At 71.5% G+C, this 25,872-nt stretch carries 32 protein-coding genes and 1 riboswitch; of the genes, 12 read left to right on the forward strand and 20 right to left on the reverse strand.

The annotated features are described in order from the left end of the window. Positions 1 to 137 precede the first annotated feature (137 nt). Positions 138 to 3,017, reverse strand: coding sequence for an aminomethyl-transferring glycine dehydrogenase (gene gcvP / locus QSK39_RS15950; RefSeq protein ID WP_285479915.1), 2,880 nt, complete (start codon positions 3,015 to 3,017; stop codon positions 138 to 140). 281 nt (positions 3,018 to 3,298) lie between these two features. Then, positions 3,299 to 3,397: riboswitch (glycine riboswitch) on the reverse strand. Between the two features lie 42 nt (positions 3,398 to 3,439). Continuing rightward, a complete protein-coding gene (locus QSK39_RS15955) occupies positions 3,440 to 4,018 on the reverse strand; it encodes a MerR family transcriptional regulator (protein ID WP_285478517.1) in 579 nt (192 codons plus the stop codon). 278 nt (positions 4,019 to 4,296) lie between these two features. Here QSK39_RS15955 and QSK39_RS15960 point away from each other — a divergent pair, with 278 nt between their 5' ends. Continuing rightward, a complete protein-coding gene (locus QSK39_RS15960; RefSeq protein WP_285478518.1) occupies positions 4,297 to 4,929 on the forward strand; it encodes a TetR/AcrR family transcriptional regulator in 633 nt (210 codons plus the stop codon). On the opposite strand, the gene trxA is transcribed toward QSK39_RS15960, so the two are convergent. From trxA to QSK39_RS16000, 8 genes are all read right to left on the reverse strand, one after another. Next, positions 4,910 to 5,245: a thioredoxin gene (gene trxA, locus QSK39_RS15965; protein ID WP_285478519.1), complete on the reverse strand. Its 336-nt coding sequence runs from the start codon at positions 5,243 to 5,245 to the stop codon at positions 4,910 to 4,912. The two genes, QSK39_RS15960 and trxA, sit on opposite strands and share 20 nt — an antisense overlap. An 11-nt stretch (positions 5,246 to 5,256) precedes the next feature. Beyond that, the gene (locus tag QSK39_RS15970) at positions 5,257 to 5,652 is read right to left on the reverse strand and encodes a MerR family transcriptional regulator (RefSeq protein ID WP_285478520.1); all 396 of its coding nucleotides are present in this window, start codon (positions 5,650 to 5,652) and stop codon (positions 5,257 to 5,259) included. A 43-nt stretch (positions 5,653 to 5,695) separates the two neighbouring features. Next, on the reverse strand, positions 5,696 to 6,169 hold the full coding sequence (locus QSK39_RS15975) for a bifunctional nuclease family protein (protein ID WP_009078856.1): 474 nt from the start codon (positions 6,167 to 6,169) through the stop codon (positions 5,696 to 5,698). A 216-nt stretch (positions 6,170 to 6,385) separates the two neighbouring features. Next, positions 6,386 to 7,132, reverse strand: a complete 747-nt coding sequence (gene ftsR, locus QSK39_RS15980) for a transcriptional regulator FtsR (RefSeq protein WP_285478521.1) — start codon at positions 7,130 to 7,132, stop codon at positions 6,386 to 6,388. Continuing rightward, complete coding sequence (garA, locus tag QSK39_RS15985; protein WP_284750621.1) at positions 7,129 to 7,599, reverse strand: glycogen accumulation regulator GarA; 471 nt, start codon at positions 7,597 to 7,599, stop codon at positions 7,129 to 7,131. The genes ftsR and garA overlap by 4 nt, the downstream gene beginning before the upstream one ends. Before the next feature lie 137 nt (positions 7,600 to 7,736). Beyond that, positions 7,737 to 8,123: a glycine cleavage system protein GcvH gene (gene gcvH / locus QSK39_RS15990; protein ID WP_284750620.1), complete on the reverse strand. Its 387-nt coding sequence runs from the start codon at positions 8,121 to 8,123 to the stop codon at positions 7,737 to 7,739. Positions 8,124 to 8,223: 100 nt separating this feature from the next. Continuing rightward, positions 8,224 to 8,844: a cardiolipin synthase ClsA gene (gene clsA / locus QSK39_RS15995; protein ID WP_285478522.1), complete on the reverse strand. Its 621-nt coding sequence runs from the start codon at positions 8,842 to 8,844 to the stop codon at positions 8,224 to 8,226. A gap of 13 nt (positions 8,845 to 8,857) precedes the next feature. Next, entirely contained in the window at positions 8,858 to 9,088 is a 231-nt protein-coding gene (locus QSK39_RS16000) for a hypothetical protein (RefSeq protein ID WP_284750618.1), read from the reverse strand. A 314-nt stretch (positions 9,089 to 9,402) separates the two neighbouring features. Here QSK39_RS16000 and QSK39_RS16005 point away from each other — a divergent pair, with 314 nt between their 5' ends. Continuing rightward, positions 9,403 to 9,912: a hypothetical protein gene (locus QSK39_RS16005; protein ID WP_285478524.1), complete on the forward strand. Its 510-nt coding sequence runs from the start codon at positions 9,403 to 9,405 to the stop codon at positions 9,910 to 9,912. A 34-nt stretch (positions 9,913 to 9,946) separates the two neighbouring features. Next, complete coding sequence (locus QSK39_RS16010) at positions 9,947 to 10,342, forward strand: hypothetical protein (RefSeq protein WP_285478525.1); 396 nt, start codon at positions 9,947 to 9,949, stop codon at positions 10,340 to 10,342. 40 nt (positions 10,343 to 10,382) lie between these two features. Here QSK39_RS16010 and QSK39_RS16015 read toward each other — a convergent pair whose 3' ends face one another. Both QSK39_RS16015 and QSK39_RS16020 read right to left on the reverse strand, forming a co-directional pair. After that, positions 10,383 to 12,092, reverse strand: a complete 1,710-nt coding sequence (locus QSK39_RS16015) for an AMP-binding protein (RefSeq protein WP_285478526.1) — start codon at positions 12,090 to 12,092, stop codon at positions 10,383 to 10,385. 16 nt (positions 12,093 to 12,108) lie between these two features. Next, positions 12,109 to 12,951, reverse strand: a complete 843-nt coding sequence (locus QSK39_RS16020; RefSeq protein WP_285478527.1) for a crotonase/enoyl-CoA hydratase family protein — start codon at positions 12,949 to 12,951, stop codon at positions 12,109 to 12,111. A 135-nt stretch (positions 12,952 to 13,086) separates the two neighbouring features. Between QSK39_RS16020 and QSK39_RS16025 the strand changes: the two genes are divergently transcribed. Together QSK39_RS16025 and QSK39_RS16030 are read left to right on the forward strand one after the other, a co-directional pair. Beyond that, on the forward strand, positions 13,087 to 13,965 hold the full coding sequence (locus QSK39_RS16025; RefSeq protein ID WP_285479916.1) for an alpha/beta fold hydrolase: 879 nt from the start codon (positions 13,087 to 13,089) through the stop codon (positions 13,963 to 13,965). A gap of 4 nt (positions 13,966 to 13,969) precedes the next feature. Then, a complete protein-coding gene (locus tag QSK39_RS16030) occupies positions 13,970 to 14,497 on the forward strand; it encodes a DEAD/DEAH box helicase family protein (protein WP_285478528.1) in 528 nt (175 codons plus the stop codon). Here QSK39_RS16030 and cobA read toward each other — a convergent pair. The 7 genes from cobA to rpmB form a co-directional block, all read right to left on the reverse strand. Beyond that, positions 14,485 to 15,711, reverse strand: coding sequence for a uroporphyrinogen-III C-methyltransferase (gene cobA / locus QSK39_RS16035; protein ID WP_285478529.1), 1,227 nt, complete (start codon positions 15,709 to 15,711; stop codon positions 14,485 to 14,487). The genes QSK39_RS16030 and cobA overlap by 13 nt on opposite strands. Before the next feature lie 102 nt (positions 15,712 to 15,813). Next, positions 15,814 to 17,646: a vWA domain-containing protein gene (locus QSK39_RS16040; protein WP_285478531.1), complete on the reverse strand. Its 1,833-nt coding sequence runs from the start codon at positions 17,644 to 17,646 to the stop codon at positions 15,814 to 15,816. Next, on the reverse strand, positions 17,643 to 18,704 hold the full coding sequence (locus tag QSK39_RS16045) for an ATP-binding protein (protein ID WP_285478532.1): 1,062 nt from the start codon (positions 18,702 to 18,704) through the stop codon (positions 17,643 to 17,645). The genes QSK39_RS16040 and QSK39_RS16045 overlap by 4 nt, the downstream gene beginning before the upstream one ends. 88 nt (positions 18,705 to 18,792) lie before the next feature. Then, a complete protein-coding gene (rpsR, locus tag QSK39_RS16050; RefSeq protein WP_285478533.1) occupies positions 18,793 to 19,047 on the reverse strand; it encodes a 30S ribosomal protein S18 in 255 nt (84 codons plus the stop codon). Continuing rightward, positions 19,044 to 19,349: a 30S ribosomal protein S14 gene (gene rpsN / locus QSK39_RS16055; protein ID WP_285478534.1), complete on the reverse strand. Its 306-nt coding sequence runs from the start codon at positions 19,347 to 19,349 to the stop codon at positions 19,044 to 19,046. The genes rpsR and rpsN overlap by 4 nt, the downstream gene beginning before the upstream one ends. Continuing rightward, entirely contained in the window at positions 19,349 to 19,516 is a 168-nt protein-coding gene (rpmG, locus tag QSK39_RS16060) for a 50S ribosomal protein L33 (RefSeq protein WP_003091682.1), read from the reverse strand. Before rpmG ends, rpsN begins: the two co-directional genes overlap by 1 nt. Continuing rightward, the gene (gene rpmB / locus QSK39_RS16065) at positions 19,516 to 19,752 is read right to left on the reverse strand and encodes a 50S ribosomal protein L28 (protein ID WP_257918745.1); all 237 of its coding nucleotides are present in this window, start codon (positions 19,750 to 19,752) and stop codon (positions 19,516 to 19,518) included. Before rpmB ends, rpmG begins: the two co-directional genes overlap by 1 nt. 92 nt (positions 19,753 to 19,844) lie before the next feature. Here rpmB and mrf point away from each other — a divergent pair, with 92 nt between their 5' ends. The 4 genes from mrf to QSK39_RS16085 are packed head-to-tail and all read left to right on the forward strand — an operon-like array spanning position 19,845 to position 22,559. Continuing rightward, positions 19,845 to 21,107, forward strand: a complete 1,263-nt coding sequence (gene mrf, locus QSK39_RS16070; protein ID WP_285478535.1) for a ribosome hibernation factor-recruiting GTPase MRF — start codon at positions 19,845 to 19,847, stop codon at positions 21,105 to 21,107. Then, positions 21,104 to 21,358, forward strand: coding sequence for a type B 50S ribosomal protein L31 (locus tag QSK39_RS16075; protein ID WP_285478536.1), 255 nt, complete (start codon positions 21,104 to 21,106; stop codon positions 21,356 to 21,358). Before mrf ends, QSK39_RS16075 begins: the two co-directional genes overlap by 4 nt. Beyond that, complete coding sequence (gene rpmF / locus QSK39_RS16080) at positions 21,358 to 21,507, forward strand: 50S ribosomal protein L32 (protein WP_285478537.1); 150 nt, start codon at positions 21,358 to 21,360, stop codon at positions 21,505 to 21,507. Before QSK39_RS16075 ends, rpmF begins: the two co-directional genes overlap by 1 nt. Continuing rightward, complete coding sequence (locus tag QSK39_RS16085; RefSeq protein WP_285478538.1) at positions 21,504 to 22,559, forward strand: GTP-binding protein; 1,056 nt, start codon at positions 21,504 to 21,506, stop codon at positions 22,557 to 22,559. The genes rpmF and QSK39_RS16085 overlap by 4 nt, the downstream gene beginning before the upstream one ends. Here the strand turns inward: QSK39_RS16085 and QSK39_RS16090 are convergent. After that, entirely contained in the window at positions 22,556 to 22,852 is a 297-nt protein-coding gene (locus QSK39_RS16090) for a hypothetical protein (protein ID WP_285478539.1), read from the reverse strand. The genes QSK39_RS16085 and QSK39_RS16090 overlap by 4 nt on opposite strands. Before the next feature lie 149 nt (positions 22,853 to 23,001). Between QSK39_RS16090 and QSK39_RS16095 the strand changes: the two genes are divergently transcribed. The 3 genes from QSK39_RS16095 to QSK39_RS16105 are packed head-to-tail and all read left to right on the forward strand — an operon-like array spanning position 23,002 to position 25,864. Next, positions 23,002 to 23,436, forward strand: a complete 435-nt coding sequence (locus QSK39_RS16095) for a MarR family winged helix-turn-helix transcriptional regulator (protein ID WP_285478540.1) — start codon at positions 23,002 to 23,004, stop codon at positions 23,434 to 23,436. Then, the gene (locus QSK39_RS16100; protein WP_285478541.1) at positions 23,433 to 25,127 is read left to right on the forward strand and encodes an MFS transporter; all 1,695 of its coding nucleotides are present in this window, start codon (positions 23,433 to 23,435) and stop codon (positions 25,125 to 25,127) included. The genes QSK39_RS16095 and QSK39_RS16100 overlap by 4 nt, the downstream gene beginning before the upstream one ends. Beyond that, complete coding sequence (locus QSK39_RS16105; RefSeq protein WP_285478542.1) at positions 25,124 to 25,864, forward strand: dienelactone hydrolase family protein; 741 nt, start codon at positions 25,124 to 25,126, stop codon at positions 25,862 to 25,864. Before QSK39_RS16100 ends, QSK39_RS16105 begins: the two co-directional genes overlap by 4 nt. The last annotated feature ends 8 nt before the right edge of the window (positions 25,865 to 25,872 follow it).

Consider the following 25,872-nt stretch of genomic DNA (forward strand, 5'->3'; position numbering starts at 1 on the left):
GTGGGCAGACCGTCGATGCGGCGGCCCCGGCTCGACAGGGCGGCGGCCGACGGTCCTGCTAGTCGATGGTGCCCGCACCACCGGCGGTCATGCGCCGGACGGCCCGCAGCGGCCGTGGCCTTCCCTCGAACCGCGCCTCAGGCGAAGGCCTCCGGGGGCGGGCACGAACACACCAGGTTGCGGTCCCCCGCCGCGCCGTCGATGCGGCGGACCGGGGGCCAGATCTTCGCCGCTGTCGGGCCTGCCGGGAACACCGCCGTCTCGCGGCTGTACGGCCGGTCCCACTCGCCCGCGATGCAGCGGGCCGTGTGCGGGGCCTGCCGCAGCGGGGACTCCGCCAGCTCCCACTCCCCCGCCGCCACGCGGTCGATCTCCGTGCGGATCGCGATCATCGCCGCGCAGAACCGGTCCAGCTCGGCCAGGTCCTCGCTCTCCGTCGGCTCCACCATGAGCGTGCCCGCCACCGGGAACGACATCGTCGGCGCGTGGAGGCCGTAGTCCGCCAGCCGCTTCGCGACGTCGTCGACCGTCACGCCGGTCGCCTTCGTCAAGGGCCGCAGGTCCAGGATGCATTCGTGCGCCACGAAGCCCGACCGGCCCGCGTACAGCACCGGGAAGTGCTCCCCGAGGCGGCGGGCGACGTAGTTGGCGTTGGCCACCGCCACGAGCGTCGCCCGGCGCAGGCCGTCCGCGCCCATCATCCGGACGTACGCCCACGAAATCGGCAGGATCGACGCGCTCCCCCACGGCGCCGCGCTGACCGGCCCGACCCCGGTCGCCGGGCCGGCCGCCGGCTGCAGCGGGTGGTTCGGCAGGAACGGCGCCAGGTGCGCCCGGACCCCGATCGGCCCGACGCCGGGTCCGCCGCCGCCGTGCGGGATGCAGAACGTCTTGTGCAGGTTGAGGTGCGAGACGTCGGCGCCGAACCGGCCGTACTGCGCCACGCCGATGAGCGCGTTCAGGTTGGCGCCGTCGACGTACACCTGCCCGCCCGCGTCGTGCACCAGCGCACACACCTCGCCGACGGTGTCCTCGTAGACCCCGTGCGTCGACGGGTACGTGATCATGATCGCGGCCAGGTCGGCGCGGTGGTCGTCCACAGTGGACCGCAGGTGCGCGAGGTCGATGTTGCCGTCGTCGTCGCAGCGGACGACGACCACCCGCATGCCGGCCATCACGGCGCTCGCCGCGTTCGTGCCGTGGGCGCTCGCCGGGATCAGGCAGACGTCGCGCTCGCCTTCACCGCGCGAACGGTGGTAGGCGCGGATGGCCAGCAGCCCGGCGAACTCGCCCTGGCTGCCCGCGTTGGGTTGCAGGGAAACCGTGTCGTAGCCGGTGATCCGCGCGAGCCACGCGCCGAGGTCGGCGACCACTTCCAGCAGTCCGGCGGCATCTTCCGCGGGCGCGAACGGGTGCAGCCCGGCGAACTCCGGCCAGGTCACCGGCTCCATCTCGGCGGTGGCGTTGAGCTTCATGGTGCACGAGCCGAGCGGGATCATGCTGCGGTCGAGCGCGACGTCCTTGTCCGCCAGCTGCCGCAGGTAGCGCAGCAGCGCGGTTTCCGAGCGGTGGGCGTGGAACACCGGATGGGTGAGGAACGCGCTGGTGCGCCGCAGCGGCGCCGGGAGCGCGTCCGCCGTGTCCGCGTCGAGGCCGTCCACATCGGACACCGAGACGCCGAACGCTTTCCACACGCAGGAAAGCCGTTCGCGGGTGGTCGTCTCGTCGCAGGAGACGCCGACGTGGTCGTCGTCGACGAGCCGCAGGTTCACGCCGAGGTCGCGGGCCGCCGCGACGACCTCGCCCGCCCGGCCCGGCACCGCCGCGGTGATCGTGTCGAAGAACTCGCCGTGCACGACTTCGACCCCGCCCTCGCAGAGGCCGGCCGCGAGCACGGTCGCCATCCGGTGGGCGCGCAGCGCGATCCCGCGCAGGCCGTCGGGCCCGTGGTAGACCGCGTACATCGAGGCCATCACCGCGAGCAGGACCTGCGCGGTGCAGATGTTCGAGGTCGCCTTCTCGCGGCGGATGTGCTGTTCCCGTGTCTGGAGGGCGAGCCGGTAGGCGGGTGCGCCGTCGGCGTCCTTCGAGACGCCGACCAGGCGTCCCGGCAACTGCCGCTCCAGGCCTTTGCGGACAGCGAGGTAGGCGGCGTGCGGGCCGCCGAAGCCGAGCGGGACGCCGAACCGCTGCGTCGACCCGACGGCGACGTCGGCGCCGAGTTCTCCCGGCGGCCGCATCAGGGTCAGGGCCAGCGGGTCGGCGGCAACGATCACGGCCGCGCCGTGCTTCTTGGCGTCGGCGATCGTCAGGTCCAGCTCCCACACCGCACCCGACGCGCCCGGGTAGGACAACAGGATCCCGAAGAAGTCACCGCCGAGGCCGAGCCCGGTCAGCCCCTGGGAAAGGTCTTCGACGACCAGTTCGATGCCGAGGGGTTCGGCCCGCGTCCGGAGCACGGCGAGGGTCTGCGGCAGGGTGTCCTGGTCGACGACGAACCGGGTGGACGCGGACTTCCCGGCCCGCCGCACGAGCGTCATCGCTTCGGCGGCCGCGGTGGCCTCGTCGAGCATGGACGCGTTGGCGACGGGCAAGCCGGTCAGGTCGGCGACCATGGTCTGGAAGTTGAGCAGCGCCTCGAGCCGGCCCTGGGAGATCTCGGGCTGGTAGGGCGTGTAGGCGGTGTACCAGGCGGGGTTCTCGAGGACGTTGCGCCGGATGACGGGCGGGGTGACGGTGTCGTGGTAGCCGAGCCCGATCATCTGGGCCATGGGCCGGTTCCGCGCGGCGAGCACCCGCAGTTCGGCGAGAGCCTGCGCTTCGGTGGCGGCCGGGGGAAGTTCGAGCGCCCCGGCGGAGGCGCGCAGGGAGTCGGGAACAGCACGCTCGGAGAGCTCGTCGAGAGACGCGACACCGATGACGTCGAGGATCCGGCGAAGTTCATCGGGTCCGGGCCCGATGTGCCGGTCGGCGAAAGGGATCCCTTGCTCGAGAGAGGCAAGCGACAGGTCCACGATGGCCTCCTCCGAACGGCAGCGTCTACCCAACCCGACTGTAAACGCGAAGGTGACCACGGCGGGGGTCCGGGGGCGGAGCCCGCCGGGCGGGGTGTGGGGGTTGCGCACCCCCACAAAACACCAGGAAGGCAAAGGGCGAGCCTGCGAGCCCTGTGCCGGACCCTCCCCACTCTGTCCGTACCCGCGAGGGGCGCCTGAGAGTTTCGCCCGAGGTTGAGCCGGGCTTGCACCGTCGGCGGGGCCATCAGGCTGTGTCCTGACGACCCGCTTTCCAGAGGCGTCTCGTCCGCGCGGTCCAGGGTGCCTGAGAGGTTCCGGGGAGGACTTGCTCCTTCGGCGCCGAGCTCAAGGTGTGGCTCGGACTCTCCCGCGCGGATTCGTCGACCGCACGGGGAACCTTACTCGCATGCCCGCGGCGATGATCACCCGGTCTTGCGTGCGTTGCGGCGCTGGGTGAGCTCGTCCGGCTCGTGCGTCTCGACGATGCCGCCGTCGGCGCGTTCGGCCGGGAACTCGTGGATGGTGCCGCTGATCTCCTGCATGGCGCCGCTGACCGCGATGCCGAAGACACCCTGGCCGCCCTGGAGCAGGTCGACGATCTCCTCCGGCGAGGTGCACTCGTAGACCGTGGTGCCGTCGGAGAAGAGGGTGACGCGCGCGAGGTCGCGGACTCCGCGGACGCGCAGGTGGTCGACGGCGACCCGGATGTTCTGGAGGGAGACCCCGGTGTCCAGGAGCCGCTTGACGACCTTGAGGACCAGGATGTCCTTGAACGAGTACAGCCGCTGCGAGCCGGAGCCGTGCGCCGTGCGGATGCTGGGTGCGACCAGCTTCGTCCGGGCCCAGTAGTCGAGCTGGCGGTAGGTGATCCCGGCGATCTGGCACGCGGCCGGGCCGCGGTAGCCCACCAGCTCGTCCGGCAGCGAATCGTCGGGGAACAGTTCACCCTGTTCGCCCGCCGCGACCTGAACAGGCTGCTTCTCGGAACCAGCCTCGACCACGCATGCCTCCCCTCGCCCGACCTGACGGCCGGCGAATGACAGCCGGACGGTCCCAGGAGCGGGACCCGCCGGAGATCAATCACCACGATCCGGCCCCAGACCGTGAATCACATCGTGGCGATTTACCTCCTTCGACGGTAAGCGCCCGGGGAACACCGGTCAACGCGACGCGCGGCAAGCCTCAACGGTCGGATGAGCCTTTGAGCCGTTCGCCGTACCCCGGACGCGGTGATTCAAACCTCTTGACGTGATTTACTCAGCCAAGTAACTTTTTACTCATGCGAGTAAACACCGACCTCCTGGCCGAGATGGGGCTCAGCGCCGCCGAGGCGGCCCGCCGCGCCCAGATCATCGGCGCGACCATCGGCGTCATCGCCGACCTCGGCTACCGGAAAGCCACGTTCGCCAAGATCAAGGAGCGCGCCGGGCTGAGCAGCACGCGGATGATCTCGTACCACTTCACGAACAAGGCCGGCCTGATGCAGTCCGTGCTGAGCACGGTCGTCGAGACGAAGAACGAGTTCCTGAAGGAACGCACCGGCGGCGGGGTCGACCCGGCGGACCGGCCCGGGTACCTGCGGGCCCACATCGAGACGTCGATCGCGTTCCTGCGCGCGTACCCGGAGTGCGTCCGGGTGCTGACCGAGCTGGCGGCCAACGCCGACGACGCCGAGGGCTGGGTGATGACGAAGATCCTGGTCGACGACATGCGGGTGCACGGCCTCGCGCGGCAGCTCAAGCAGGGTCAGGCGGAAGGGCGCTTCGGCACCTTCACGCCCGAAGTGATGGCGATGTCGATCGCGCAGGCCATCGACGGGGTGGCCGCGGCCTACGCGGCCGACCCGGCGCTGGACCTGGAGCAGTACGGCCGCGAGGTGGCGGACACCTTCGTCAAAGCGACGGCGCCTTGAGCACCCGGTCGAGCCGCTCTTCGATGCGGGCCTTCGGGAACGCGCCGACGATCGTCTCGACCGGCTCGCCGTTCCGGAACAGGATCATCGTCGGCAGGGACATGACCTGGTAGGACCGGGTCGTTTCCGGGTTCTCGTCGGCGTTGATCTTACGGACGGCGAGCTCCCCGGCCCGTTCGGCGGCCAGCTGCGCCAGCACCGGGCCGACCATCCGGCACGGGCCGCACCAGGTGGCCCAGAACTCGACGAGCACGGGGACGTCGCTGCCGAGGACCTCGGGGAACGTGGTGTCGGTGACTTCGGCGACCTCGGACATGACAGGCTCCTTCACAGGCGCGGGGATTCGGGCACGACGCACGGATCGGGCGCCTGCCGGGCCAAGGCGCCGGCGAGCTTCGCGGCCAGCTCGCCGCGGATGCCGCCGAGGCGGGCCAGCAACGCGTCGGCTTCTTCGAGCTTGCGGCGGTAGACCTCGATCGAGCTCGAGCAGGAGTCGCCGGTCTCGTGACCGCTGCGCAGGCAGTCGACGAACGGGCGGGTCTCGTCGAGGGTCAGGCCGACCGTCTGCAGGGTCTGGATCTCCCGGACCAGGTTCAGGTCGTCCTCGTCGTATTCGCGGTAGCCGTTCGCCGAGCGACGGGCCGGCAGCAGGCCCTGGGCTTCATAAAAACGCAGCGCACGGGTGGTGACACCCGTGCGCTGCGCAAGCTCTCCGATCCGCATGCCTTCGACGCTAGACGTTGACGTCCGCGTCAAGGCAAGGTCTTCAGGTGTCGGCTCCCCGGAAATCCTCGGGCGACACGGAGTCGAGGAACTCGCGGAACTTCTCGACCTCGTCCTCCTGCTCGTCCGGGATGATCAGGCCCGCCTCTTCCAGCACCGCGTCCACGGCGTGGATGGGGACGCCGATCCGCAGGGCCAGCGCGACCGAGTCGCTCGGCCGGGCGGACACCCGGATGTCGCCGTCGAAGACGAGCTCGGCGAAGAACGTGCCTTCCTTGAGGTCGGTGATCACGACCTGCTCGAGCTCGCGGCCCAACGCTCCGATGACCTCTTTCAGCAGGTCATGGGTGAGCGGGCGGGCTGGGCGGACCCCCTGCTGCTCCAACGCGATGGCGGTCGCTTCGACCGAGCCGATCCAGATCGGCAGGTACCGTTCGCCCTCGGTCTCCCGCAGCAACAAGATCGGCTGATTCGCGGGCAGCTCGACCCGCACACCGACGACGCGCATTTCGCTCATCGGGCTTCGCCTCCCTCTCGTGCACACGGGCTTCAGCGCTGGAACCGCCTCGCGCCGTTCACTCCCGACGCTACCCGTCATCCGTGCGCTGTGCTCGCTGTCGGACACTCTCGGCTCGCCTACCGCAAACCGTTGTTCTCACGGTACGGCATGAGGTGCCGAACATTCAGTCATTGACATGGGACCGCAAAGAGGATCTCACCGGCCCGTTACGCCTCAACAACCCGCGGCGCCACGGATTCCCGCCTTCACGAGGAGCGTGTGCAGGGTCACGGACAGTGCCGCGAGCTCCCGCACCACTTCGTCGGCCCTCGACTTGGCCTCCGGGTCACGGTGCCGATACACCGGCGTCACGATCTGCTCCAGCAACCCGACCTCGCGGTCGGCCGCAGCGCGGAAGGCGCGCAGATGTCTCGGCTCGATACCGAATTCGGTCATCGCCTTCACCGTCCGCGCGACCAGCACCGCGTCCGGGTCGAAGAACCCCGCGGGACCGGGGCGGACCAGGCCGTACTGCTGGAGCTCGGCGAGGGCCGCCGCGTCGATGCCGGCCTGTTCCAGGAGCTCCTCCTGGGTCAGGCGCAGCTCCTTGCCGGTGGTGAAGTCGGCCGCCACCGGCAGGCCGACGTTCTCCGCCGGGGCGTCGATCGGCACCAGCCGGCGCGGCGGGCGGGGCAGGGCCACGACGGGCCCGGCACCCGAGTCCGCCGCGTCCAGCTGCTCCTTGATGACCTTCAACGGGAGGTAGTGGTCCCGCTGGGCGGCCAGGACGAACCGCAGTCGCTCCACGTCCGCCGCGGCGAACTGCCGGTACCCCGAAGCCGTCCGGCCCGGTTGGACCAGGCCTTCCGCTTCCAGGAACCGGATCTTGGAGATGGTGACATCGGGAAAGTCCTGGCGCAGCTGCGCCAGGACGGCCCCGATGCTCAGTCCGTGACTCTGTGGCCGCCCGGCCGCCGTCACTGCGCCCCCTGGCCCCCGTGACCCGGGCCGGTCAGGAAGACCAGGCGGAACTTCCCGATCTGCACCTCGTCGCCCCCCGCGAGGACGGCCTGGTCGACCGGCTCGCGGTTGACGTAGGTGCCGTTGAGGCTGCCGACGTCGATGACGACGAACTCGCCGCCCTCACGCCGGAACTCGGCGTGCCGGCGCGAGACCGTGACGTCGTCCAGGAAGATGTCGCTGTCCGGGTGGCGCCCGGCGCTGGTCGTGTCGCGATCGAGCAGGAACCGCGAACCCGCGTTCGGGCCGCGCTTCACGACCAGCAGCGCCGAACCCGCGGGCAGGGCGTCGACGCCCTGGACCGGCGCCTCCGCGGCCGGGGCGGACTCGTGGCCTTCGGCTTCGGCCAGGAAGTCGGCCCGGAAGACAGAGGTCCGCTCCGGAGACTGCTCCGGGGGAACGCCGCCGGGCCCGTCGTTCGTGCTCACCTGAGCTCTCCTCCACACATGCTGTGTTGCCTAGTACTCAAGAACGTGTAGCTGCCAACGTACCGTGCCTGATCGATTCTCCGAGCCCCGGCTCCCCGAACCGGCGCAGTGCCGGTCCGGGCGGCCCGGAGTGGAGCTCAGCCCTTGGTCAGGGCGTCGTACGCCTCGGCTTCCAGCAGGGCTTCGAGCCCCGCCGGGTCGTCGAGCCGGATCTCGATCAGCCAGCCCTCGCCGTAGGGGTCGCTGTTGATCAGCTCCGGCGACTCGGCGACGGCGTCGTTGATCGAGACGACCTCGCCGTCGACCGGCGCGAACAGCTCGGACACGCTCTTCGTCGACTCGACCTCGCCGAAGACGTCGCCCGCGCTCACCTGGCGGCCGACCTCCGGCAGGTCGACGAACACGACGTCGCCGAGCTGGTCCTGCGCGTACTCGGTGATGCCGATGCGGACGAGGGTGTCCTCGCCGCGGGTGGCCACCCACTCGTGTTCCTCGGTGTAGCGAAGCTCTTCAGGAGCGGACACCGCCGGTCCCCTTTCATGCCCTCACTGGCGAAAACGTGCTGGGCGAAGTCTTACACCCACACGGCCCAGCGCCGGGCCCGGCCCGGGCAAAATGTCGCGCTCAGTCGTCGCCGGCGCCGCGCAGCGCGTTACGCGCCTGCACGACGTAGAGGACGCCGGACCAGACGTAGAGGACCCCGCCCCAGATGGTGAAGGCGTAGCCGATCGGCCGGGCGACCGCGGCGACGTCCGAGCCACCCTGCGCGAGCAGCAGGAACGGGAAGGCGTACATCAGCACGAAGGTCGCGCCCTTGCCGAGGTAGGTCACCTCCGGCGGGGCGAAGCCGCGGCGGCGCAGGGTCAGCACGCAGACGCCGAGGACGGCCTCGCGCAGCACCAGCGGCACCACGACCCACCACGGGATGATGCCGCGGACCAGGAACGCGATGAGCGTCGCGAGGATGTAGAGCCGGTCGGCCGCCGGGTCGAGCAGCTGGCCCAGCCGGGACATCTGGTTGAGCCAGCGGGCCAGCTTGCCGTCGAGCCAGTCGGTCAGCGCGCTGAAGACCAGCAGCGCGAGCGCCCAGCCGTCCTCTTCCGGCCCCAGCAGCAGCCACAGGAACACCGGCACACCGGCGAGCCGCAGCAGCGACAGCATGTTGGGGACGTTGAGGGCCTGCCTCAGCAGGGACGGCTCGGCGGCGCTCGCCGGAGCGGCGGGTTCGGGTGCGGCGGTGCTCACCCGCTCAGCGTAGTCAGCTCGCGCGGCGGCTGCTCCAGCCGCGTCGCTGCAGTTCGGCGCTGCTCAGCGCCTCGGGGCGGCCGCGGAGGTCGGTGCCCATCCAGCGGGCGCGGCCGGGGCGCGCCTCGAGGACGTAGGGGCGTCCGCAGCACCAGACGACGCTGCTGGGGACGGTCGGCGGGCCGGCCGGGCCGGTGGTCTCGTCGGTGCTGGTTTCGGGGCTGGTCACAGCGTCGGCGTTCATCGCTCTCACGGGCTCGGGGAGGGTCGGGGGACGGGAAGCTCTTCGGCCTCCACCAAGATCTTCGGCTCCCGGGGCCGGGATGTTAACCGGCGCGGCCGGAATTAGACCGATCGATTCTTGATGGCAGCGTGAGGTTTCGGAGCGTGAACGGAATGTTAATTGTCCATTGTGGACGGTCTGGTGACGGCCACCGGATCGGCCCGCCACCCGGCTGGAGTAATCTGCCGCACACCTGTGGGCGAGTCGGTTCACGGGGCCCCGGCCCGGATGGGCCAGAATGACCGGGCCAGCCTGACCGGGGAGGAACGATCGCGGTGCACCACCCGACCACCACGAGGATGTGGCGGCCGCTGCTCGCCGCCTGCCTCGCCGTGCCCGTGCTCGCGGCCTGCTCGGCCGAGCAGGCCGCCCAGGCACCGCCGTCGACGGCTCCCCCGCCGACCTCGTCGTCCGCGCCGGCGACCACCGGCACGCCGCCCCCGCCGCCCGCCGACGGCAGCTCGCCGGTGCCCGCGCCGGTGACGAAGCCGTCCGGCGCGCCGCCGTCGGTGCCCGGGTCGTGCGGCACCGTGACCGCCGCCAGCGGGCTGACGCTCTACGTCTTCGACAGCGGGTCGGCCGGCGTCACCTGCGTCGCGGCGACGAAGCTCGTCGGCGACTTCCACCGCAAGATCGCCGGCCGCCAGGGCGCCGGCTCGAACGACGCGGTGAACGAGACCGTCGACGGCTGGCTGTGCACGTCCGGGCCACCCGCCGCGCAAGGCGGCACCACCTGCACGAAGGGCGAGCAGACGGTGTTCGCCGCCGTCGTGCCGTCCGAGTGACCTCCCCCGATCCGTATCCGTTCCTGAAGGGCCCATGAAGACACTCGCCTACCCCCTGCTGCTCGTCGCCGCCTCCGCCGTGCTGGCCGGCTGCGGCGGCGACCCGGCGCCCGCCGCGCCGTCCGCTTCCGCTCCCGTGCCGGCCGCGGCCGCGGCGGCCGAGTCGACGGCGCCGGGCGTGCCCTGCGGCGACCTCACCGGCTCGGGCGGCGCGAAGACGGCGGTCGTCGCACACGGCCAGGTCGACTGCGCCGCGGCGACGAAGCTGCTGAAGGACTACTTCGCCAAGCTGACGCCGGCCGAGGCGGCCTCCGCCGACGGCCCGGGCCCGGTCGTCCTCGACGAGTGGACGTGCGGCAGCGGCCCGAACGACCCGGTGACGGCGTGCTCGACCGAGGACGGCCGTCAGGTCGAGGGCACCCGGAGCTGACGGAGCCGCCCCGAGGCCGATCGACCTCGGGGCGCTCGCGTCAGGACTTGAGGTCCGGGAAGTCCTCTTCGCGGAACTCCGTGCCGGCGCCGCGGGCCGGATCGTTCTCGCGGCCGCGCAGCTCGACCCGGCGGATCTTGCCGGAGATCGTCTTGGGCAGCTCCGCGAACTCGATCCGCCGGATCCGCTTGTATGGCGCCAAGTTCTCCCGGCAGTACGCGAGGATCGCCTTCGCCGTGTCCGCGGTCGGCTCGTGGCCGGCGGCCAGCACGACGTACGCCTTCGGCACCGCGAGCCGGATCGGGTCCGGGGCCGGGACGACCGCCGCCTCGGCGACCGCCTCGTGCTCGATCAGGACGCTCTCCAGCTCGAACGGCGAGATCCGGTAGTCCGACGCCTTGAACACGTCGTCCGTGCGCCCGACGTAGGTGATGTAGCCGCGGTCGTCGACCGAACCGACGTCACCGGTGTGGTAGAAGCCGCCGCCGAAGGCCGCCGACGTGCGCTCGTCGTCGCCGGCGTAGCCCGTCATCAGGCCCACCGGGCGGTACTCCAGGTCGAGGCAGATCTCGCCCTCCGACGCCCGTTCGCCGCTGACCGGGTCGACCAGTGCCACCACGAACCCGGGCAGCGGGCGGCCCATCGAGCCGGGCACGACGTCCTGGCCGGGCGTGTTCGCGATCTGGACGCTGCTCTCGGTCTGGCCGAAGCCGTCGCGGATCGTGACGCCCCACGACTTCTGGACCTGCTCGATCACCTCGGGGTTGAGCGGCTCCCCTGCCCCGACGACCTTCTTCGGCGGGGTCTTCAGCGCCGTCAGGTCCGCTTGGATCAGCATCCGCCACACCGTCGGCGGCGCGCAGAAGCTCGTGACGCCGCACCGGTCCATCTGGGCCATCAGCGCGTTGGCGTCGAACCGGTTGTAGTTGTAGAGGAACACCGTCGCCTCGGCGTTGAACGGGGCGAAGAAGTTGCTCCACGCGTGCTTCGCCCAGCCGGGCGAGGAGATGTTCAGGTGGACGTCACCGGGCTCCAGCCCGATCCAGTACATCGTGGACAGATGACCCACCGGGTACGAAACGTGCGTGTGCTGCACCAGTTTCGGCTTCGCCGTCGTGCCGGAGGTGAAGTAGAGCAGCAGCGGGTCGCCGGCCTTCGTCGGGCCGTCCGGGGCGAACTCGGGCGACTGGGCGAACGCGTTCGAGTACGGCTGCCAGCCCTCGACCGGCTCCCCCACCGCGATCCGCGTGTACTCGCCCTCGATGCCGGCGAACTTCTCCGCGTCCACCGACCGGACCACGACGTGCTTGGCCGCGCCCCGCTCCACGCGGTCGGTCAGGTCGGCCGGCCCGAGCAGGGTGGACGCCGGGATGATCACGGCGCCGAGCTTGATCGCGGCGAGGATCGTCTCCCACAGCTCGCCCTGGTTGCCCAGCATGAGGATCAGCCGGTCGCCGCGGCGGACGCCGAGGCTCCGCAGCCAGTTCGCCACCTGGTTGGACCGGCCGGACAGCTCCGGGTAGGTCCACTGGTTCTCGGTGCCGTCCTCCTCGACGATCCACAGGGCGAACCGCTCGGCGTTGTCCGGGTCGTGCGCGACGACGTCGAACCAGTCGATCGCCCAGTTGAACTCGTCGAACTCCGGCCAGGCGAAGGCGCGGTAGGCCGTGTCGTAGTCCTCGCGGTGGGTCTGCAGGTAGTCCCGCGCCACGCGGAACGCGTGGTGGACTTCCGAAGCGCCGTTGCTCACCCTGCTGCCTCCTGCTCTATTCGCCCGTGAACTCCGGCTTCCGGCGCTCCATGAACGCCTGGACCGCCTCGCCGAGGTCCTTGCTGGGCAGGAACGCCGAGTTCCACGCCGCGACGTACCGGAGGCCGTCGGCGACCTGGCGCTCGGTGTTCGTCGCCAGTACCTGCTTCGTACCCTGCACCACGAGCGGCGGGTTCGCAGCGATCTCCCCGGCGAGTTCGCGCGCGGCCTTCAGCAGGGCGTCCTGGTCGGCGTGGACATCGTTGACGAGGCCGATCTTCTCGGCGCGCGCGGCGTCGATGTCCTTGCCGGTCAGGGCGAGCTCGCGCAGGTGGCCTTCGCCAACGATGCTCGCGAGCCGCTGGAGGCTGCCCAGGTCGGCCACGATGGCGACGCGCACCTCGCGGACGCTGAACTTCGCGTCGGCGCTGGCCAGCCGGATGTCCGCGGCGGCGACGACGTCGACCCCGCCGCCGATGCACCAGCCCGAAACGGCCGCGATGACCGGTTTGCGGCATTCCGCGATCGAGCTGACCGCCGCCTGCAGCGACTTGACCTGGTCGAGGAACGCCGTCCGCGGCCCGGCCAGGTTGTCCCCGCCGAGCATCGGCGCCCAGTCGCCCATCATGGCCGGCAGGTCGAGACCGTAGGAGAAGTGCTTGCCGCTGCCGGTCAGCACCACGGCCCTGACCTGCGGGTCGGCGTCCAGCGCGCGGAAGACCAGCGGCAGCTCGCGCCAGAAGTCCGGCCCCATCGCGTTGCCCTTCGACGGGCCGAGGAGCGTCACTTCGGCCACGGGGCCGTCGACGTCGACCTTGAGGGAGACGAGGTCGGGCAGACTGTCAGCAGTAGCGGTCATGGGGTCATCTTGACCCATGCCCGCGACGAGCCGCCATTGGCACGATGTCAATTGATGCCATGGTCACTGTGCCAACGTGGTCATGGGATGTTTTCCTGGACGTAGGTGACCACGACGCGGGGAGGACGGTGGGAGATGAGCCCGGCCGGCAGCGCGACCCTGATCGAACCGGAGCCGCCGGCTGCGCCCGCCCGGCGCGAGTCCCGCCCGATCGAGCTGACCGGCTCGTTCGACCACGAGGGCCACCGGCTCTGGTACACCGAGTTCGGCAGCGGCGACAAGGTCGTGGTGCTGACGCACGGCATCATGCTGACCCGCCGGATGCACGCCCCGCTCGCGCGCCGGCTGGCCCGCGCCGGGTTCCGGGTGGTCACGCTCGACCTCCTCGGCCACGGCGACTCCGACCGGCCGACCGAGTCGTGGCTCTACTCGATGCCCTCGTTCGCCGAGCAGACGCTGGCCCTGCTCGACCACCTCGAGGTTTCCTCGGCGGTGATCGGCGGGACGTCGCTCGGGGCGAACGTCTCGCTGGAGGTGGCGGTGTCGGCGCCTTCGCGGGCGCGCGGGCTGATCGTCGAGATGCCGGTGCTGGACAACGCGATCGTCGCCGGGCTGTTCACGTTCGCCCCGCTGCTGATGGCGGCCCGGTTCCTGCCGGTGACGGTCCAGGCGGTGGCGCTGGCGGCGTCCCTCGTCCCGCACGGCAACCAGTGGGTCGACGTCGTCACGGACACGCTGTCCCAGCGGCCGGCCCCGATGGCGGCGCTGCTGCACGGGGTCCTGTTCGGCCGGATCGCGCCCCCGAAGTCGGTCCGCCGCAAGATCACGACGCGGGCACTGGTGATCGGCCACCAGGGCGACCCGATCCACCCGTTCGGCGACGCGGACACGTTGGCGGTGGACATGCCGGAGGCGGAGTTCGTCCAGGCCCGCAGCCCGGTCGAGCTGAGGCTGGACCCGACCCGCCTGTCGGACGCGATCCGGGACTTCGCGGCGAGCTGTTACGAGGACTGAACCGGTGCCGGTGGTGTGGCTGACCGGCAATTCGGGCGCCGGCAAGTCGGCGGTCTGCGAGCTCTTGAAGAGCCGGGGAGAGCTCGCGGTCGACGCGGACTGGGAGGGCTACAGCCACTTCGTGGACCGGACGAGCGGTGAGGTCGTCACCGATCCCCCCTATCCGGTGCCGGCGGGCTGGCTCGATCACTTCGGGTGGCGGAGCGACCGCGCGAAGGTCGAGGCACTCGCCGCGACGGCCCGCGACGAGGTCGCCTTCCTGTGCGGATCCGCCGAGAACGAAGAAGAGGTGCGGCACCTCTTCGACGTCGTGATCTGCTTGGTGATCGACGAAGACACGCTCCGGGAGCGGCTCGCGTCCCGCACCGGCAACGCCTTCGGCAAGCACCCGGAGGAACTGGCGGCGGCGGTCGGAGCCAATGCCGGCGCCGAGCCCGCTTACCGGCGACTCGGCGCGAAGATCATCGACGGCCGAGCGCCGCTGCCCGAAGTCGCCGACGCGGTCCTCGCCGCCGGCCGCTACGAGGACTGAACCGGGGCCAGGCCGGCCACCGGGCCGATCACGATGATCGCCGGGGGGCGGACGCCCGAGGCCGTCGCGTCCGTCACCACCGTGTCCAAAGTGGACCGCAGGGTTCGCTGGGTGCGCATCGTGCCGTCCTCGATGATCGCCACCGGGGTGTCGGACGGGCGGCCGCCGTCCAGCAGGGCCTTTGCGAACTGCGGGAGGCGCTCGACCCCCATCATCAGCACGATCGTCCCGCGCATCCGCGCCAGCAGGTCCCAGTCGACCAGGGACCGGTCGTCGCCCGGGGCGACGTGGCCGGAGACCACCACCACCTCGTGCGCGACGCCGCGGTGGGTCACCGGGACGTCCGCCACCGCCGGGACCGCGAACGCGCTCGTGATGCCCGGGACCATCGTCACCGGGACGCCCGCCTCGGCGCAGGCCAGCACCTCTTCGAAGCCGCGGCCGAACAGGTACGGGTCACCGCCCTTGAGGCGGACGACGAACTTGCCCTCCTTGGCCCGCTCGATCAGCGTGCGGTTGATGACGTCCTGGCTGGCCGCGCGGCCGTACGGGATCTTCGCCGCGTCGACGATCTCGACCTCCGGCGCCAGCTCGTCGAGCAGCTCGCGCGGCGCCAGCCGGTCGACCACCACGACGTCCGCCCGCGAGAGCAGCCGGCGGCCGCGGACCGTGATCAGCTCCGGGTCGCCCGGGCCCCCGCCGACCAGCGCGACGCCGGGCAGGCTGCCCTCCGGGTGCGGCTGACGGCCGTCCTCGATCGTGCCGTTGTGCAGGCCGTCGAGCATCGAGTCGCGGACCGCGGCCGAGCGCAGCGGCTCGCCGCCGGAGAGGACGCCGAACAGGAGGCCCCCGTGGCGGCCGGACGCCGGGGTCACCGCGGACCCCGACTCGCCTTCGTCGGCGCGGACGCAGAAGACCCGCTCGCGCTCGGCCTCGGCGCAGATCTCCGCGTTCACCGCGGGGTCGTCGGTGCAGGCCAGCGCGTACCAAGCATCGCGAAGGTCACCGGCGGCGTAGCGGCGTTCGTGCCAGACCAGCTCGCCCGCGTCCACCATCCCCTGCACCGACGGCGTCGTGTGCGGCGACACCAGTTCGACGCGGGCACCCGCGCTGATCAGCCGGGGCAGCCGCCGCTGAGCGACCGAGCCGCCGCCGAACAGCACGACGCGGCGGCCGGTCAGCTGGAGGCCGGAGAGGTAGTGCGGGTCGTCCATGCAGGGAAGATACAGCGGCGCGAAGCGCCTCCGTTGAGGGTGGTGGAGGGGAGGAAGGCGGAGGTTTATTGACGGTTCACCCGTGCGCCAGCCCAGCGTGGGTCACGCCACGCGGAACACCGGTCCGCGCGCCACGAACGGCAGCCGAGCGCCCCTCGGCACCAGGTACGCGTGCTCGCGACGGGGCCGGACGTGATCGCACTGAGCGTCCGTGATGATCAGGATCGGGCCGTCGGCCGGAAAGTCGTCGGCGCGCTGCAGCAGGTCGACGCCCGGCTGCAGGATCGTGCCTCCGCGACCCCGCACCTTGACGCGGCCGGCGATGTCCTCCACCGCGAGGTACCCGGCGTCGTAGGCGACCGCGTCGCAGAAGACCACCCGCGCCGCCGGGACGTCGCGGGCCAGCGCGTACGACGCGATCGCGCCCAGTGCCTTGCCCAGCAGCTCCGCGTTCATCGAGCCGGACGTGTCGAGCACGACGCCGAAGGTGGCGCGCCGGTCGAGGTGCTCCGGGCGCACGCGACCCGGCCGCGGGATGTCCGGCGTCGCCGACTGGCGGCGTGACGCTCGGGCATAGCTGCGCACCGGCAGCTCCGCCCGGACGTGCTCGTCGAACCAGCGCGCGAGCTGGGCGTCCCAGGGCAGCGGCGGGTGGTCCAAGGCCCGGATCTCCTGCTCCAGCCCGAGCGGCAGCAGCCCGCGGCCGCGCGCGTGGTGGTACTCGAGGCCCTGGGTGAGCGCGCGGCGGTAGAACTCGTCGAGGTCGACGCCGCCGACACGGTCGTCCCACGGCCGCGGCCGGCGCTGGGACGACCGGCGGTGCGCCGCGTCGGGTTCGGACAGCCAGTCGCCCAGGACGTCACCGGCGGCGCGGCCGCCCAGAGTCATCAACTTCCGCGCTCGCCGGATGTCGGTGGTCAGCGTGTCGTACACCGACTCCGCGGACATGCCGGTGAGCTGCTGGTCGTGCAGGCTGCCGTCGGGCAGCTCGCCGACGCCCATCGAGATCAGCCAGCCGTTGATGACGTAGTCGCAGGCGACGTTCCAGAGGTACGGGTCGCGGCCGTGCGCGCGGCGGTCGTGCCGCAACGCGGCGTGCAGCATCTCGTGCGCCAGCACGAACCGCCACTCTTCGGCGGTCAGCGCGGCGCCCGGGTTGACGTAGATCTCGCCGTGTTCGGCGTCGACCGCCGCCAGCGAGATGTCCCAGGCGCGGACGACCTCGGCGTCCACGACCAGGGTGAACCCGGCGGCGACCGCGCCGAGCAGCGGGAACGACGAGACGAACCACGCCAGCGCGCGGTCCCACTCCCCCATCGCCCGGTGGTGCCGGGTCTGCCCGCGCGCGTCCGCGGCGCGTTCCATCGCGTCGGTCGCCGAGGCGATCAGCCCGCGGGCGAAGCGCTCGGTCCACGGCTCCGGCTTCCCGCGGTAGGCCAGCTGCCAGCGCGACAGCGGCGGCGCGAGCGCCAGGCACGGCCGCGCGCCACCGGTCCCGAGGGCCTTGAACGGCTCCGGCACGCCCGTCTCGCGCCACGCGCGAGTCAGCGCCTCTTCGTCGGTGCCCGGCAGGTCCGGCGGCTCCAGGACGGGCGTGCCGACCCGGACCGCCTCGGCGAACCGGTGCACGGACACGCAACAGGCGGCGCTGTAGGCCTCGTCGAGGACCGGCTCGGCGTCGAGGTGGCCGAGGCCGAGGTGCAGCAGCAGGTGCGCGAACACCCACGCCCATTCGCCCGGCTCGGCGTCGCGCGTGCGATTGGGGGTGATGGACCCGCGATCGTTGACGACGCCCCAGCCGCCGACACTCTCGGTGCTCAGGCTCGCGCCCCGGGCGAGGTGCTCGAGGACGGTGTGCGAGCGGACCTGGGCCCAGCCGTCCTCGATCGCCTTGGCCCGGCGCTCGCGGCGCTTGACCTCCGCCTTGGCGTTCATCCCCGCGCCGCGACCAGCCGCGGCAGGTCGCGGGCCGCTTCGACCAGGAACCACGACGGCAGCCGCGGGTGACCGGCCTCGTCGTCGGCGATGACCAGCTGCGCCATCTCCAGGGAGATTTCGGCCAGCTCGACGAGCAGGCCCTTGGCGCGGAAGGCGAACTGGCGGACGGCCGCCGACGCGTGCCGCTTGTCCGCGGGCAGGTCCTTGACCAGCCGGGCGCGGAACGTCTCGGCGAGGAAGTACAGCAGGTCGCGGTCGCCCGGCTCGGCGGGCCAGCGCGCGTCGCCCTTGAGGATCGCCTCCAGGTCGAACGCGTGCCGCGCCACCTTGAGGTACGCGCGGAAGGCACCCGCGTGCGCCGGCGTGAGCGTGGCGTACGCGAGCAGGGCGATCGTCTCGTCGCCGGCCGGGTCGCCGTAGGAATGCAGGAGGTCCGAGAGCATGTGCCAGGACCGCGGCGTCGAGAACGGCTCTTCGGTCTTGGGCGGCGGGCTCCACAGGTGGTCCGGCCGCTGGGTCAGGTACTCGACCACCCACGGGTGGATGCCGTGCCCGGCCGCCCACGCGAGCCAGTCGCCCGCCGCGGCCCGCAGGTGGACGTGCACCAGGCGGTTGACCAGCGCGGACGCCATCGGGCGGGCGAGCGCCTGGTCGGTGGCGCGGTTGCCGGCGCCGATCACGACCGAACCCGCCGGCAGCTCGTACGACCCGATCCGGCGGTCGAGGATGAGCGAGTAGAACGCCTTCTGGACGTCGGGCGCGGCGGCGTTCAGCTCGTCGAGGAACAGGCAGTACGGCTCGTCGCGCGCGATCTGCTCGGGCGGGCAGAACCGGCTGCGGCCGTCGACGATCTGCGGGACGCCGATGAGGTCTTCCGGCGCGAGCTGGGTCCCGAGCAGCGAGACGCACTCGAGACCCAGCGATGCCGCGAATTCCCTTACCAGGGAAGACTTCCCGATGCCGGGCGCGCCCCAGAGGAACACCGGCCGGACGACGGCGGTGTTCAGCAGGACTTCGGGCAGCTGGGCGGGCGTGACCGTGAGCTGGGCGTGCAAGCGTGGACCTCCTGAGTCAGGACATCCTGCTGCGACGCCCCCTTTCGTGCACCCATGATCGCGCGCCCGCCCGGCGGCCGCATCCGATTTAGCTCGCGCGCCCCGATGCCGGGTACGGCAGCAGGGCCATCTCGCGCGCGTTCTTGATCGCCGTGGCGACCTGTTTCTGTTGCTGCGGCGTCAATCCCGTGACGCGACGGGCGCGGATCTTGCCGCGGTCGGAGATGAACTTCCGCAGCAGGTCGACGTCCTTCCAGTCGACGTGGGTGATCCGGTTGGCGTGCAACAGGTTCACCTTGCGCTTGCCGGGACGGTCGCGGGTCGGCTTCGGCATCCGGCTCACCAGCTCGACTTCGCGACGCCGGGCAGCTCGCCGTTGTGCGCGGCCTGGCGCATCTTCACCCGCGACAGCCCGAACTTGCGCAGGTACCCGCGCGGGCGCCCGTCGGCGGTGTCGCGGTTGCGGATGCGCGTCGGGCTCGCGTCGCGCGGCAGCTTCTGCAGCGCGACGACCGCTTCGCCCTTCTCCTCCGGAGACGACGACGGCGAGGCGATGACGGCCTTGAGCGCGCGACGGCGTTCGACGTACCGCGCCGCGATCACCTTCCGCTGCTCGTTCTTCGCGATCTTGGACTTCTTGGCCATCAGCGCTCTTCCTTGAACTCGACGTGCTTGCGCGCGACCGGGTCGTACTTGCGCAGGACCATCCGGTCCGGGTCGTTCCGCCGGTTCTTCTTCGTGACGTACGTGTAGCCCGTGCCCGCGGTGGACCGCAGCTTGATGATCGGGCGGACGTCGGTGCTCTTCGCCATTACAGCTTCACTCCCCTTGCCTTCAGTTCGGCCACGACGGCCTCGATGCCGCGCTTGTCGATCGTCTTCATGCCCTTGGCGGAGACGCGCAGCCGCACCCAGCGCCCTTCACTGGGCACGAAGTAGCGACGGTTCTGCAGGTTCGGCTCCCACCGCCGGGACGTGCGGCGATGCGAGTGCGAGACCTGCTTGCCGTAGCCCGGCTTGCGGCCGGTGACCTGGCACACGGCGGACACGGACCCTCCCGAGTTGATAGTGCGTGGTTGAATGTGATTGTCGTTTTCATCTACTCTACGCACCGTACCCCGCCCGTATTCCTGGAGCCGCCGTGACCCCCGAGCAGACCCCTGACCCCCGCATCCCGCTGGTTCTCGTGAGCGGCCTCGCGCCGGGACCGAACGCCACGCTCGCCGAGTTGCTGCGGGTCGCCGAGCCCGGCACCGCCGTCGTCCACCACGACCTGCGTGAGATCCACTCCGGCGTCGTCCGCCGCCGGCTGCGGCTGGAGCAGCGCGACCAGCTGACCGTCCTCGAACTGGCCCACGGCTGCGTGTCGTGCACCCTGCGCGAGGACCTGCTCCCGCTGCTGCGCCACCTGGCGCGGATGCCGCAGGTGCGCCGGATCGTCGTCCGGCTCGACGAGGCCATGGAGCCGGAGCCGGTCAGCTGGGCGATCCGGAACGTCCTGGTCGGCGACCACCCGGTGAGCGACGACGTCGACCTGCGCGCGGTGCTCACCGTCGTGGACTGCGCGACCTTCCTCGCCGACGCGACCGGCGACGACGTCCTCGCCGAGCGGAACCTGCAGGCCAGCCCGGAGGACGAGCGCACGGTCGCGCAGGTCGCGCTGTCGCAGGCCGAGTTCGCCGACGTCCTCGTGCTGGCCGGCGCGGCCGGCGACGCGTGGACCGCCGCGAAGGCGTCCGCGGTCCTCGACCGCGTCGCGCCGTCGGTCCCCCGCGTGGAGCTGTCGCGGATCGACGGGCACAGCGTGCTCGACGCCGTGCCGAAGGACGCGCGCCGCGGCGAGGTCACCGACATGCACGGCGCGCTGCTGCGCGGCCAGCCGCCGGTGCACGTCGACTGCGGCATCGGCCTGGTCACGTTCACCGCGCAGCGGCCGTTCCACCCCGAACGCCTCCACGACGCGCTCGACGTCCTGCTCGACGGCGTCGTCCGGACCCGCGGGAGGGCCTGGGTGGCCAGCCAGCCGGACGTCGCGTTCTGGATCGAGTCGGCCGGCGGCGGGCTCGGCATCGGCCACGCCGGGCCGTGGCTCGCGGCGCCGGGCGGTCCGGAGTGGACGGACGTCTCCCCCGAGCGCCGCACGCTGGCGTCCCTGCGCTGGGACCCGGTGCACGGCGACCGGGCGCAGGAGCTCGTCGTGGTGACGGACCAGACAACGCCCGACGAGATCGACGCGGCCCTCCGCGGCGCTCTACTCACTGAAGAAGAACTGGCCGCCGGCCCGGAGGTGTGGCAGCACTACCCCGACCCGTTCGGGGACTGGCACGAAGAGCCGTGCGAGGACACCGAAACCGACCCGGCGCGCCACGACGCGACCGCGGCGAACCGAAAGGAAGACCAGTGAAGACAGGCATCCACCCCGACTACCACCCCGTGGTGTTCAAGGACTCGTCCACCGGTGACGCGTTCCTGACCCGTTCCACCATCACGTCCGAAAAGACCATCGAGTGGACCGACGGGCAGACCTACCCGCTCGTCGTGGTCGACATCAGCTCGTGGTCGCACCCGTTCTGGACCGGCACCCAGCGCATCATGGACAGCGCCGGGCAGGTCGAGAAGTTCCACCGCCGCTACGGGAAGCGGGGGACGCGCTGATGGCCGTCCCGAAGCGCAAGAAGTCGCGCAGCAACACCCGCGCCCGGCGGTCCCAGTGGAAGACCGCGGTCCCGGACCTGGTCCCGATCAAGGTCGACGGCGAAGTTCAGCTGGTCCCGCGCCGGCTGATGCGGCACTTCCACTCGTGACCGTCCCGGTCACGGTGCTGTCCGGCTTCCTCGGCGCCGGCAAGACGACACTGCTCAACCGCATCCTCGCCACCTCGTCGGGGATGCGGGTGGCGGTGATCGTCAACGACATGAGCGAGGTCAACATCGACGCGGCCCTCGTGCGCTCGCAGGAGCGTCTCGTCGAGCTGACCAACGGGTGCATCTGCTGCACCCTGCGGGAAGACCTCCTGGAGGAGGTGTCCCGGCTCTGCGCCGAGGGCCGGTTCGACCACGTGCTGATCGAGTCGAGCGGGATCTCCGAGCCGATGCCGGTGGCGGCGACGTTCACGTTCCTGGACTCGGTCGCCCACCTCGACACGATGGTGACGGTGGTGGACGCGGCGAACTTCGCCCGCGAACTCGCCGCCGGCGACTCCCTCGTGGAGCGCCGGCTGGACCAGTACGAGAACGACGAGCGGACGGTCAGCGACCTCCTCGTGGACCAGGTCGAGTTCGCCGACGTCCTGCTGCTGAACAAGACCGACCTGGTCTCCGGGCCCGAGGTGGACCGCCTGGTGGCGACGCTGCGGCGGCTCAACCCGGCGGCGGACGTCGTCACGGGCAGCTTCGGGGAGGTACCCCTCGACCGGGTCTTCGGCACCGGCCGGTACGACGTCGTGCGCGCGCAGGAGGCGCCCGGCTGGGTGGCCGAGCTGAACGGCGACCACGTGCCGGAGACCGAGGAGTACGGCATCTCGAGCGTGGTCTTCCGCGCCTCACGCGCGTTCGATCCGGAGCGCCTGTGGGACTTCGTGACGCGGCGGCTGGACTCCGGCGAGTTCGGGACGGTGTTGCGGTCCAAGGGGTTCTTCGCGCTGGCGTCCCGGCCCGGGGTGACCGGGCTGTGGTCGCAGGCGGGGGCGGTGGCACGGTTCGAGCCCCAGGGGGTGGCCGACGAGCCGCGGCAGGAGCTGGTGTTCATCGGCGTCGACCTCGCCGGAGACGCACTGCTGGACGCATTACGTGGCTGCCTCGGCGAGGCAACCGGGCCGGACCCGTTCCCGGAGTGGGACGAGGTCCACGTCCACTAGTGGTCGTCGTAGTGGTCCTCGTGGGCCGCGTGGCGGTGGCCGTCGTGCACGTAGTCGACGTGCTCGCCGTGGGGCACCGCCACGTGGCCGCAGCCCTCGCCGTGGGTGTGGTCGTGCCCGGTGTGCGGCACGTGGCCGGTCATCTCGCACTCGTCGAAGTGCCCGTCGTGCGCCCGGTGCAGGTGGCCCTCGTGCACGTAGTCGACGTGGTCGCCGTGCGGGACCGCGGCGTGGCCGCACCCCTCGCGGTGGACGTGGTCGTGACCGGCGTGCTCGACGTGCGCGATCGTCATCGGCTCTTCCTCTCGGTGCGGGCGTGTGTCCACTTCGGACGCTAACACCCGGTGACCGCCGCGGGCCGGGCGAAAGCTCCCGGCTCACCCGATAGCGGCCGGTCCGTCCGAGTTGATCAACCCAGATTTATCAGTCTAGGTTGACGAATGTGACGGACGAGGAACTCCTCCAGGCGAGCGCCGATCTGCGCGTCGCCCTCGGCAGGCTGGTCCGGCGGCTGCGGCAGGGCTACGTCGTCGGCGAACTGACCCTGCCCGAACGGTCGGTGCTCTCCCGGCTCGACCGGGAAGGCCCGGCCACGCCCGGGTGTCTGGCCGACCTCGAGCGCGTCAAACCGCAGGCCATGGGCGTCACGCTCGCCGGGCTCGTCGACCGCGGGCTCGTCGAGCGGCGCAAGGACGACTCCGACGGCCGCAAGGTGCTCATGTCGGTCACCGGCGCCGGCGTCCAGCTGCTCACCGACCGCCGGTCGGAGACCACCCGGAAGATGGCGACCGCGCTGGCCGAGAAGTTCACGGCGGCCGAGCAGCGGGACCTCGTCGCCGCCATCCCGCTGATCGAGCGGCTGGCGGACGAGCTGTGACCGCGACGCAGACCACGAGCAGCCGCTACAAGTGGGTCGCGCTCTCCAACACCACGCTCGGCGTGCTGATGTCCGCGCTCGACGGCTCGATCGTCATCATCTCGCTGCCGGCGATCTTCCGCGGCATCGGCCTCGACCCCCTGGCCCCGGGCAACATCGGCTACCTGCTCTGGATGATCCTCGGCTACCTGCTGGTGCAGGCCGTGCTGGTGGTCACGCTCGGGCGGCTCGGCGACATGTTCGGCCGGGTCAAGATGTACAACCTCGGCTTCGTCGTGTTCAGCGTCGCGTCGGTGGCGCTGTCGTTCGACCCGTTCCACGCCGGCGGCGGCGCGCTGTGGCTGATCGGCTGGCGGATCGTGCAGGCCGTCGGCGGGTCGATGCTGACCGCGAACTCGGCCGCCATCCTCACCGACGCCTTCCCCACCGAGCAACGCGGGATGGCGCTCGGCGTCAACCAGATCACCGCGCTGGCCGGGCAGTTCCTCGGCCTGGTCGTCGGCGGGCTGCTGGCCGAGATCGACTGGCGCGCGGTGTTCTGGGTCAGCGTCCCGTTCGGGCTGCTCGGCACGATCTGGTCGATCCGCAGCCTCCGCGAGGTCGGCACGCCGAAGCGCGCGAAGGTCGACTGGGGCGGCAACATCACCTTCGCCGCAGGGACCGCGTTGTTGCTGGCCGCGATCACCTACGGCATCCAGCCCTACGGCGGCGCCGCGACCGGCTGGGGCAGCCCGTGGGTGCTCGGCGGGATCGGGGCCGGCGTGCTGCTGCTCCTGCTGTTCGGCCTCATCGAGACGCGGGTCGCGGCGCCGATGTTCCAGCTGAGCCTGTTCAAGATCCGCGCGTTCGCCGCGGGCAACATCGCCGCCCTGCTGACGTCGGTCGCCCGTGGTGGCATGCAGTTCATGCTCATCATCTGGCTGCAGGGGATCTGGCTGCCCCTGCACGGCTTCGACTACGAGCGGACGCCGTTGTGGGCGGGCATCTACATGCTGCCGCTGACCGTCGGGTTCCTGCTCGCGGGGCCGGTGTCGGGCTACCTGTCCGACCGGTTCGGGGCGCGGCTGTTCTCCACCGGCGGGCTGCTGCTGGTCGCGGCGGCGTTCCTCGGGCTCCTGGCACTGCCGGTGGACTTCCCCTACCCGGCGTTCGCGGCGCTGCTCGTGGTCAGTGGGATCGGCCAGGGCATGTTCTCCGCGCCCAACACCTCGGCGATCATGAGCAGCGTGCCGACCGAGCAGCGCGGGGTGGCCTCCGGGATGCGGGCGACGTTCCAGAACTCCGGGACGTCGCTGTCGATCGGTGTGTTCTTCTCGCTGATGATCGCCGGGCTGGCTTCCTCGCTGCCGCAGACGCTGACCAGCGGGTTGCAGGCGCACGGCGTCCCGGCGTCCGTCGCCGACGGCGTCGCCCAGCTGCCGCCGGTGAGCACGCTGTTCGCGGCGTTCCTCGGCAGCAACCCGGTCGGGCACCTGCTCGGCCCGGACGTCCTGGCCGGGCTCTCCCCGGCCGACCGCTCGGCCCTGACCGGCGGGGAGTTCTTCCCGCAGCTGGTCTCCGGCCCGTTCCACCACGGCCTGGTGGTCGTGTTCACGGCGGCCGCGGTGATGGCCGTCGTCGCCGCGGTGGCTTCCGCTTCGCGCGGCGCGCGTTACTTCCACACCCCCGAGGGATCGAAGGAGAACCGATGACCGACGAGATCGTCGCCGGGACCGTCACCATCACCGGCCACGGCGGTGACGAGCTCGAGGCCTACCTGGCCAAGCCGACCGACGCGACCCCGCGCGGCGGCGTCGTGGTGATCCACCACATGCCCGGCTACGACGCGGCGACGAAGGAGATGGTGCGCCGCTTCGCCGTCGAGGGCTACAACGCGCTCTGCCCCAACCTGTACACGCGCGAAGCGCCCGGCGCGGACCCGGACGACGCGGCCGCCACGGTCCGCGCGGCCGGCGGTGTCCCGGACGACCGGCTGGTCGGCGACGTCTCCGGCGCGGCGGACTACCTTCGCGCCCTCGAGAACGCGAACGGCCGGATCGGCGTCATCGGGCACTGCTCGGGCGGCCGCCAGGCGTTCCTGTCCGGCTGTTCGCTCGACCTCGACGCGGCGGTCGACTGCTACGGCGCGTTCGTCGTCGCCGAGCCGCCGGAGGCCATGAAGCAGATGAAGCCGCTGCTCGGCCTGGCGCCGCAGCTGTCGTGCCCGCTGCTGGGCCTCTTCGGCGCCGACGACAAGTTCCCCGGCCCGGACGAGGTCGCGGTCCTGGCGGCCGAGCTGGAGAAGCTGGGCAAGGAGCACGAGTTCCACACGTACGCGGACGCCGGCCACTCGTTCTTCGCCGTCGACCGCCCCAGCTACCGGCCGGAAGCCGCGAAGGACGGCTGGGAACGCATCTTCGACTTCTACTCCCGCACGCTCACGGCCTGAGAGGACCC

Origin of the sequence: Amycolatopsis sp. NBRC 101858, from assembly GCF_030269325.1 — a bacterium.
GTDB classification, from domain to species: Bacteria; Actinomycetota; Actinomycetes; order Mycobacteriales; family Pseudonocardiaceae; genus Amycolatopsis; species Amycolatopsis ponsaeliensis.

Coding starts and splice junctions, on each gene's coding strand:
- QSK39_RS16020 (WP_285478527.1), bottom strand. CDS start 12,951: ATGACCGCTACTGCTGACAGTCTGCCCGACCTCGTCTCCCTCAAGGTC.
- rpmG (WP_003091682.1), bottom strand. CDS start 19,516: ATGGCGAAGAGCACCGACGTCCGCCCGATCATCAAGCTGCGGTCCACC.
- QSK39_RS16025 (WP_285479916.1), top strand. CDS start 13,087: ATGAGCCCGGCCGGCAGCGCGACCCTGATCGAACCGGAGCCGCCGGCT.
- trxA (WP_285478519.1), bottom strand. CDS start 5,245: ATGTCCGAGGTCGCCGAAGTCACCGACACCACGTTCCCCGAGGTCCTC.
- QSK39_RS16040 (WP_285478531.1), bottom strand. CDS start 17,646: ATGAACGCCAAGGCGGAGGTCAAGCGCCGCGAGCGCCGGGCCAAGGCG.
- QSK39_RS15975 (WP_009078856.1), bottom strand. CDS start 6,169: ATGAGCGAAATGCGCGTCGTCGGTGTGCGGGTCGAGCTGCCCGCGAAT.
- QSK39_RS15970 (WP_285478520.1), bottom strand. CDS start 5,652: ATGCGGATCGGAGAGCTTGCGCAGCGCACGGGTGTCACCACCCGTGCG.
- QSK39_RS15960 (WP_285478518.1), top strand. CDS start 4,297: ATGCGAGTAAACACCGACCTCCTGGCCGAGATGGGGCTCAGCGCCGCC.
- cobA (WP_285478529.1), bottom strand. CDS start 15,711: ATGGACGACCCGCACTACCTCTCCGGCCTCCAGCTGACCGGCCGCCGC.
- QSK39_RS16000 (WP_284750618.1), bottom strand. CDS start 9,088: ATGAACGCCGACGCTGTGACCAGCCCCGAAACCAGCACCGACGAGACC.
- QSK39_RS16105 (WP_285478542.1), top strand. CDS start 25,124: ATGACCGACGAGATCGTCGCCGGGACCGTCACCATCACCGGCCACGGC.
- QSK39_RS16010 (WP_285478525.1), top strand. CDS start 9,947: ATGAAGACACTCGCCTACCCCCTGCTGCTCGTCGCCGCCTCCGCCGTG.
- rpmF (WP_285478537.1), top strand. CDS start 21,358: ATGGCCGTCCCGAAGCGCAAGAAGTCGCGCAGCAACACCCGCGCCCGG.
- QSK39_RS16090 (WP_285478539.1), bottom strand. CDS start 22,852: ATGACGATCGCGCACGTCGAGCACGCCGGTCACGACCACGTCCACCGC.
- rpsN (WP_285478534.1), bottom strand. CDS start 19,349: ATGGCCAAGAAGTCCAAGATCGCGAAGAACGAGCAGCGGAAGGTGATC.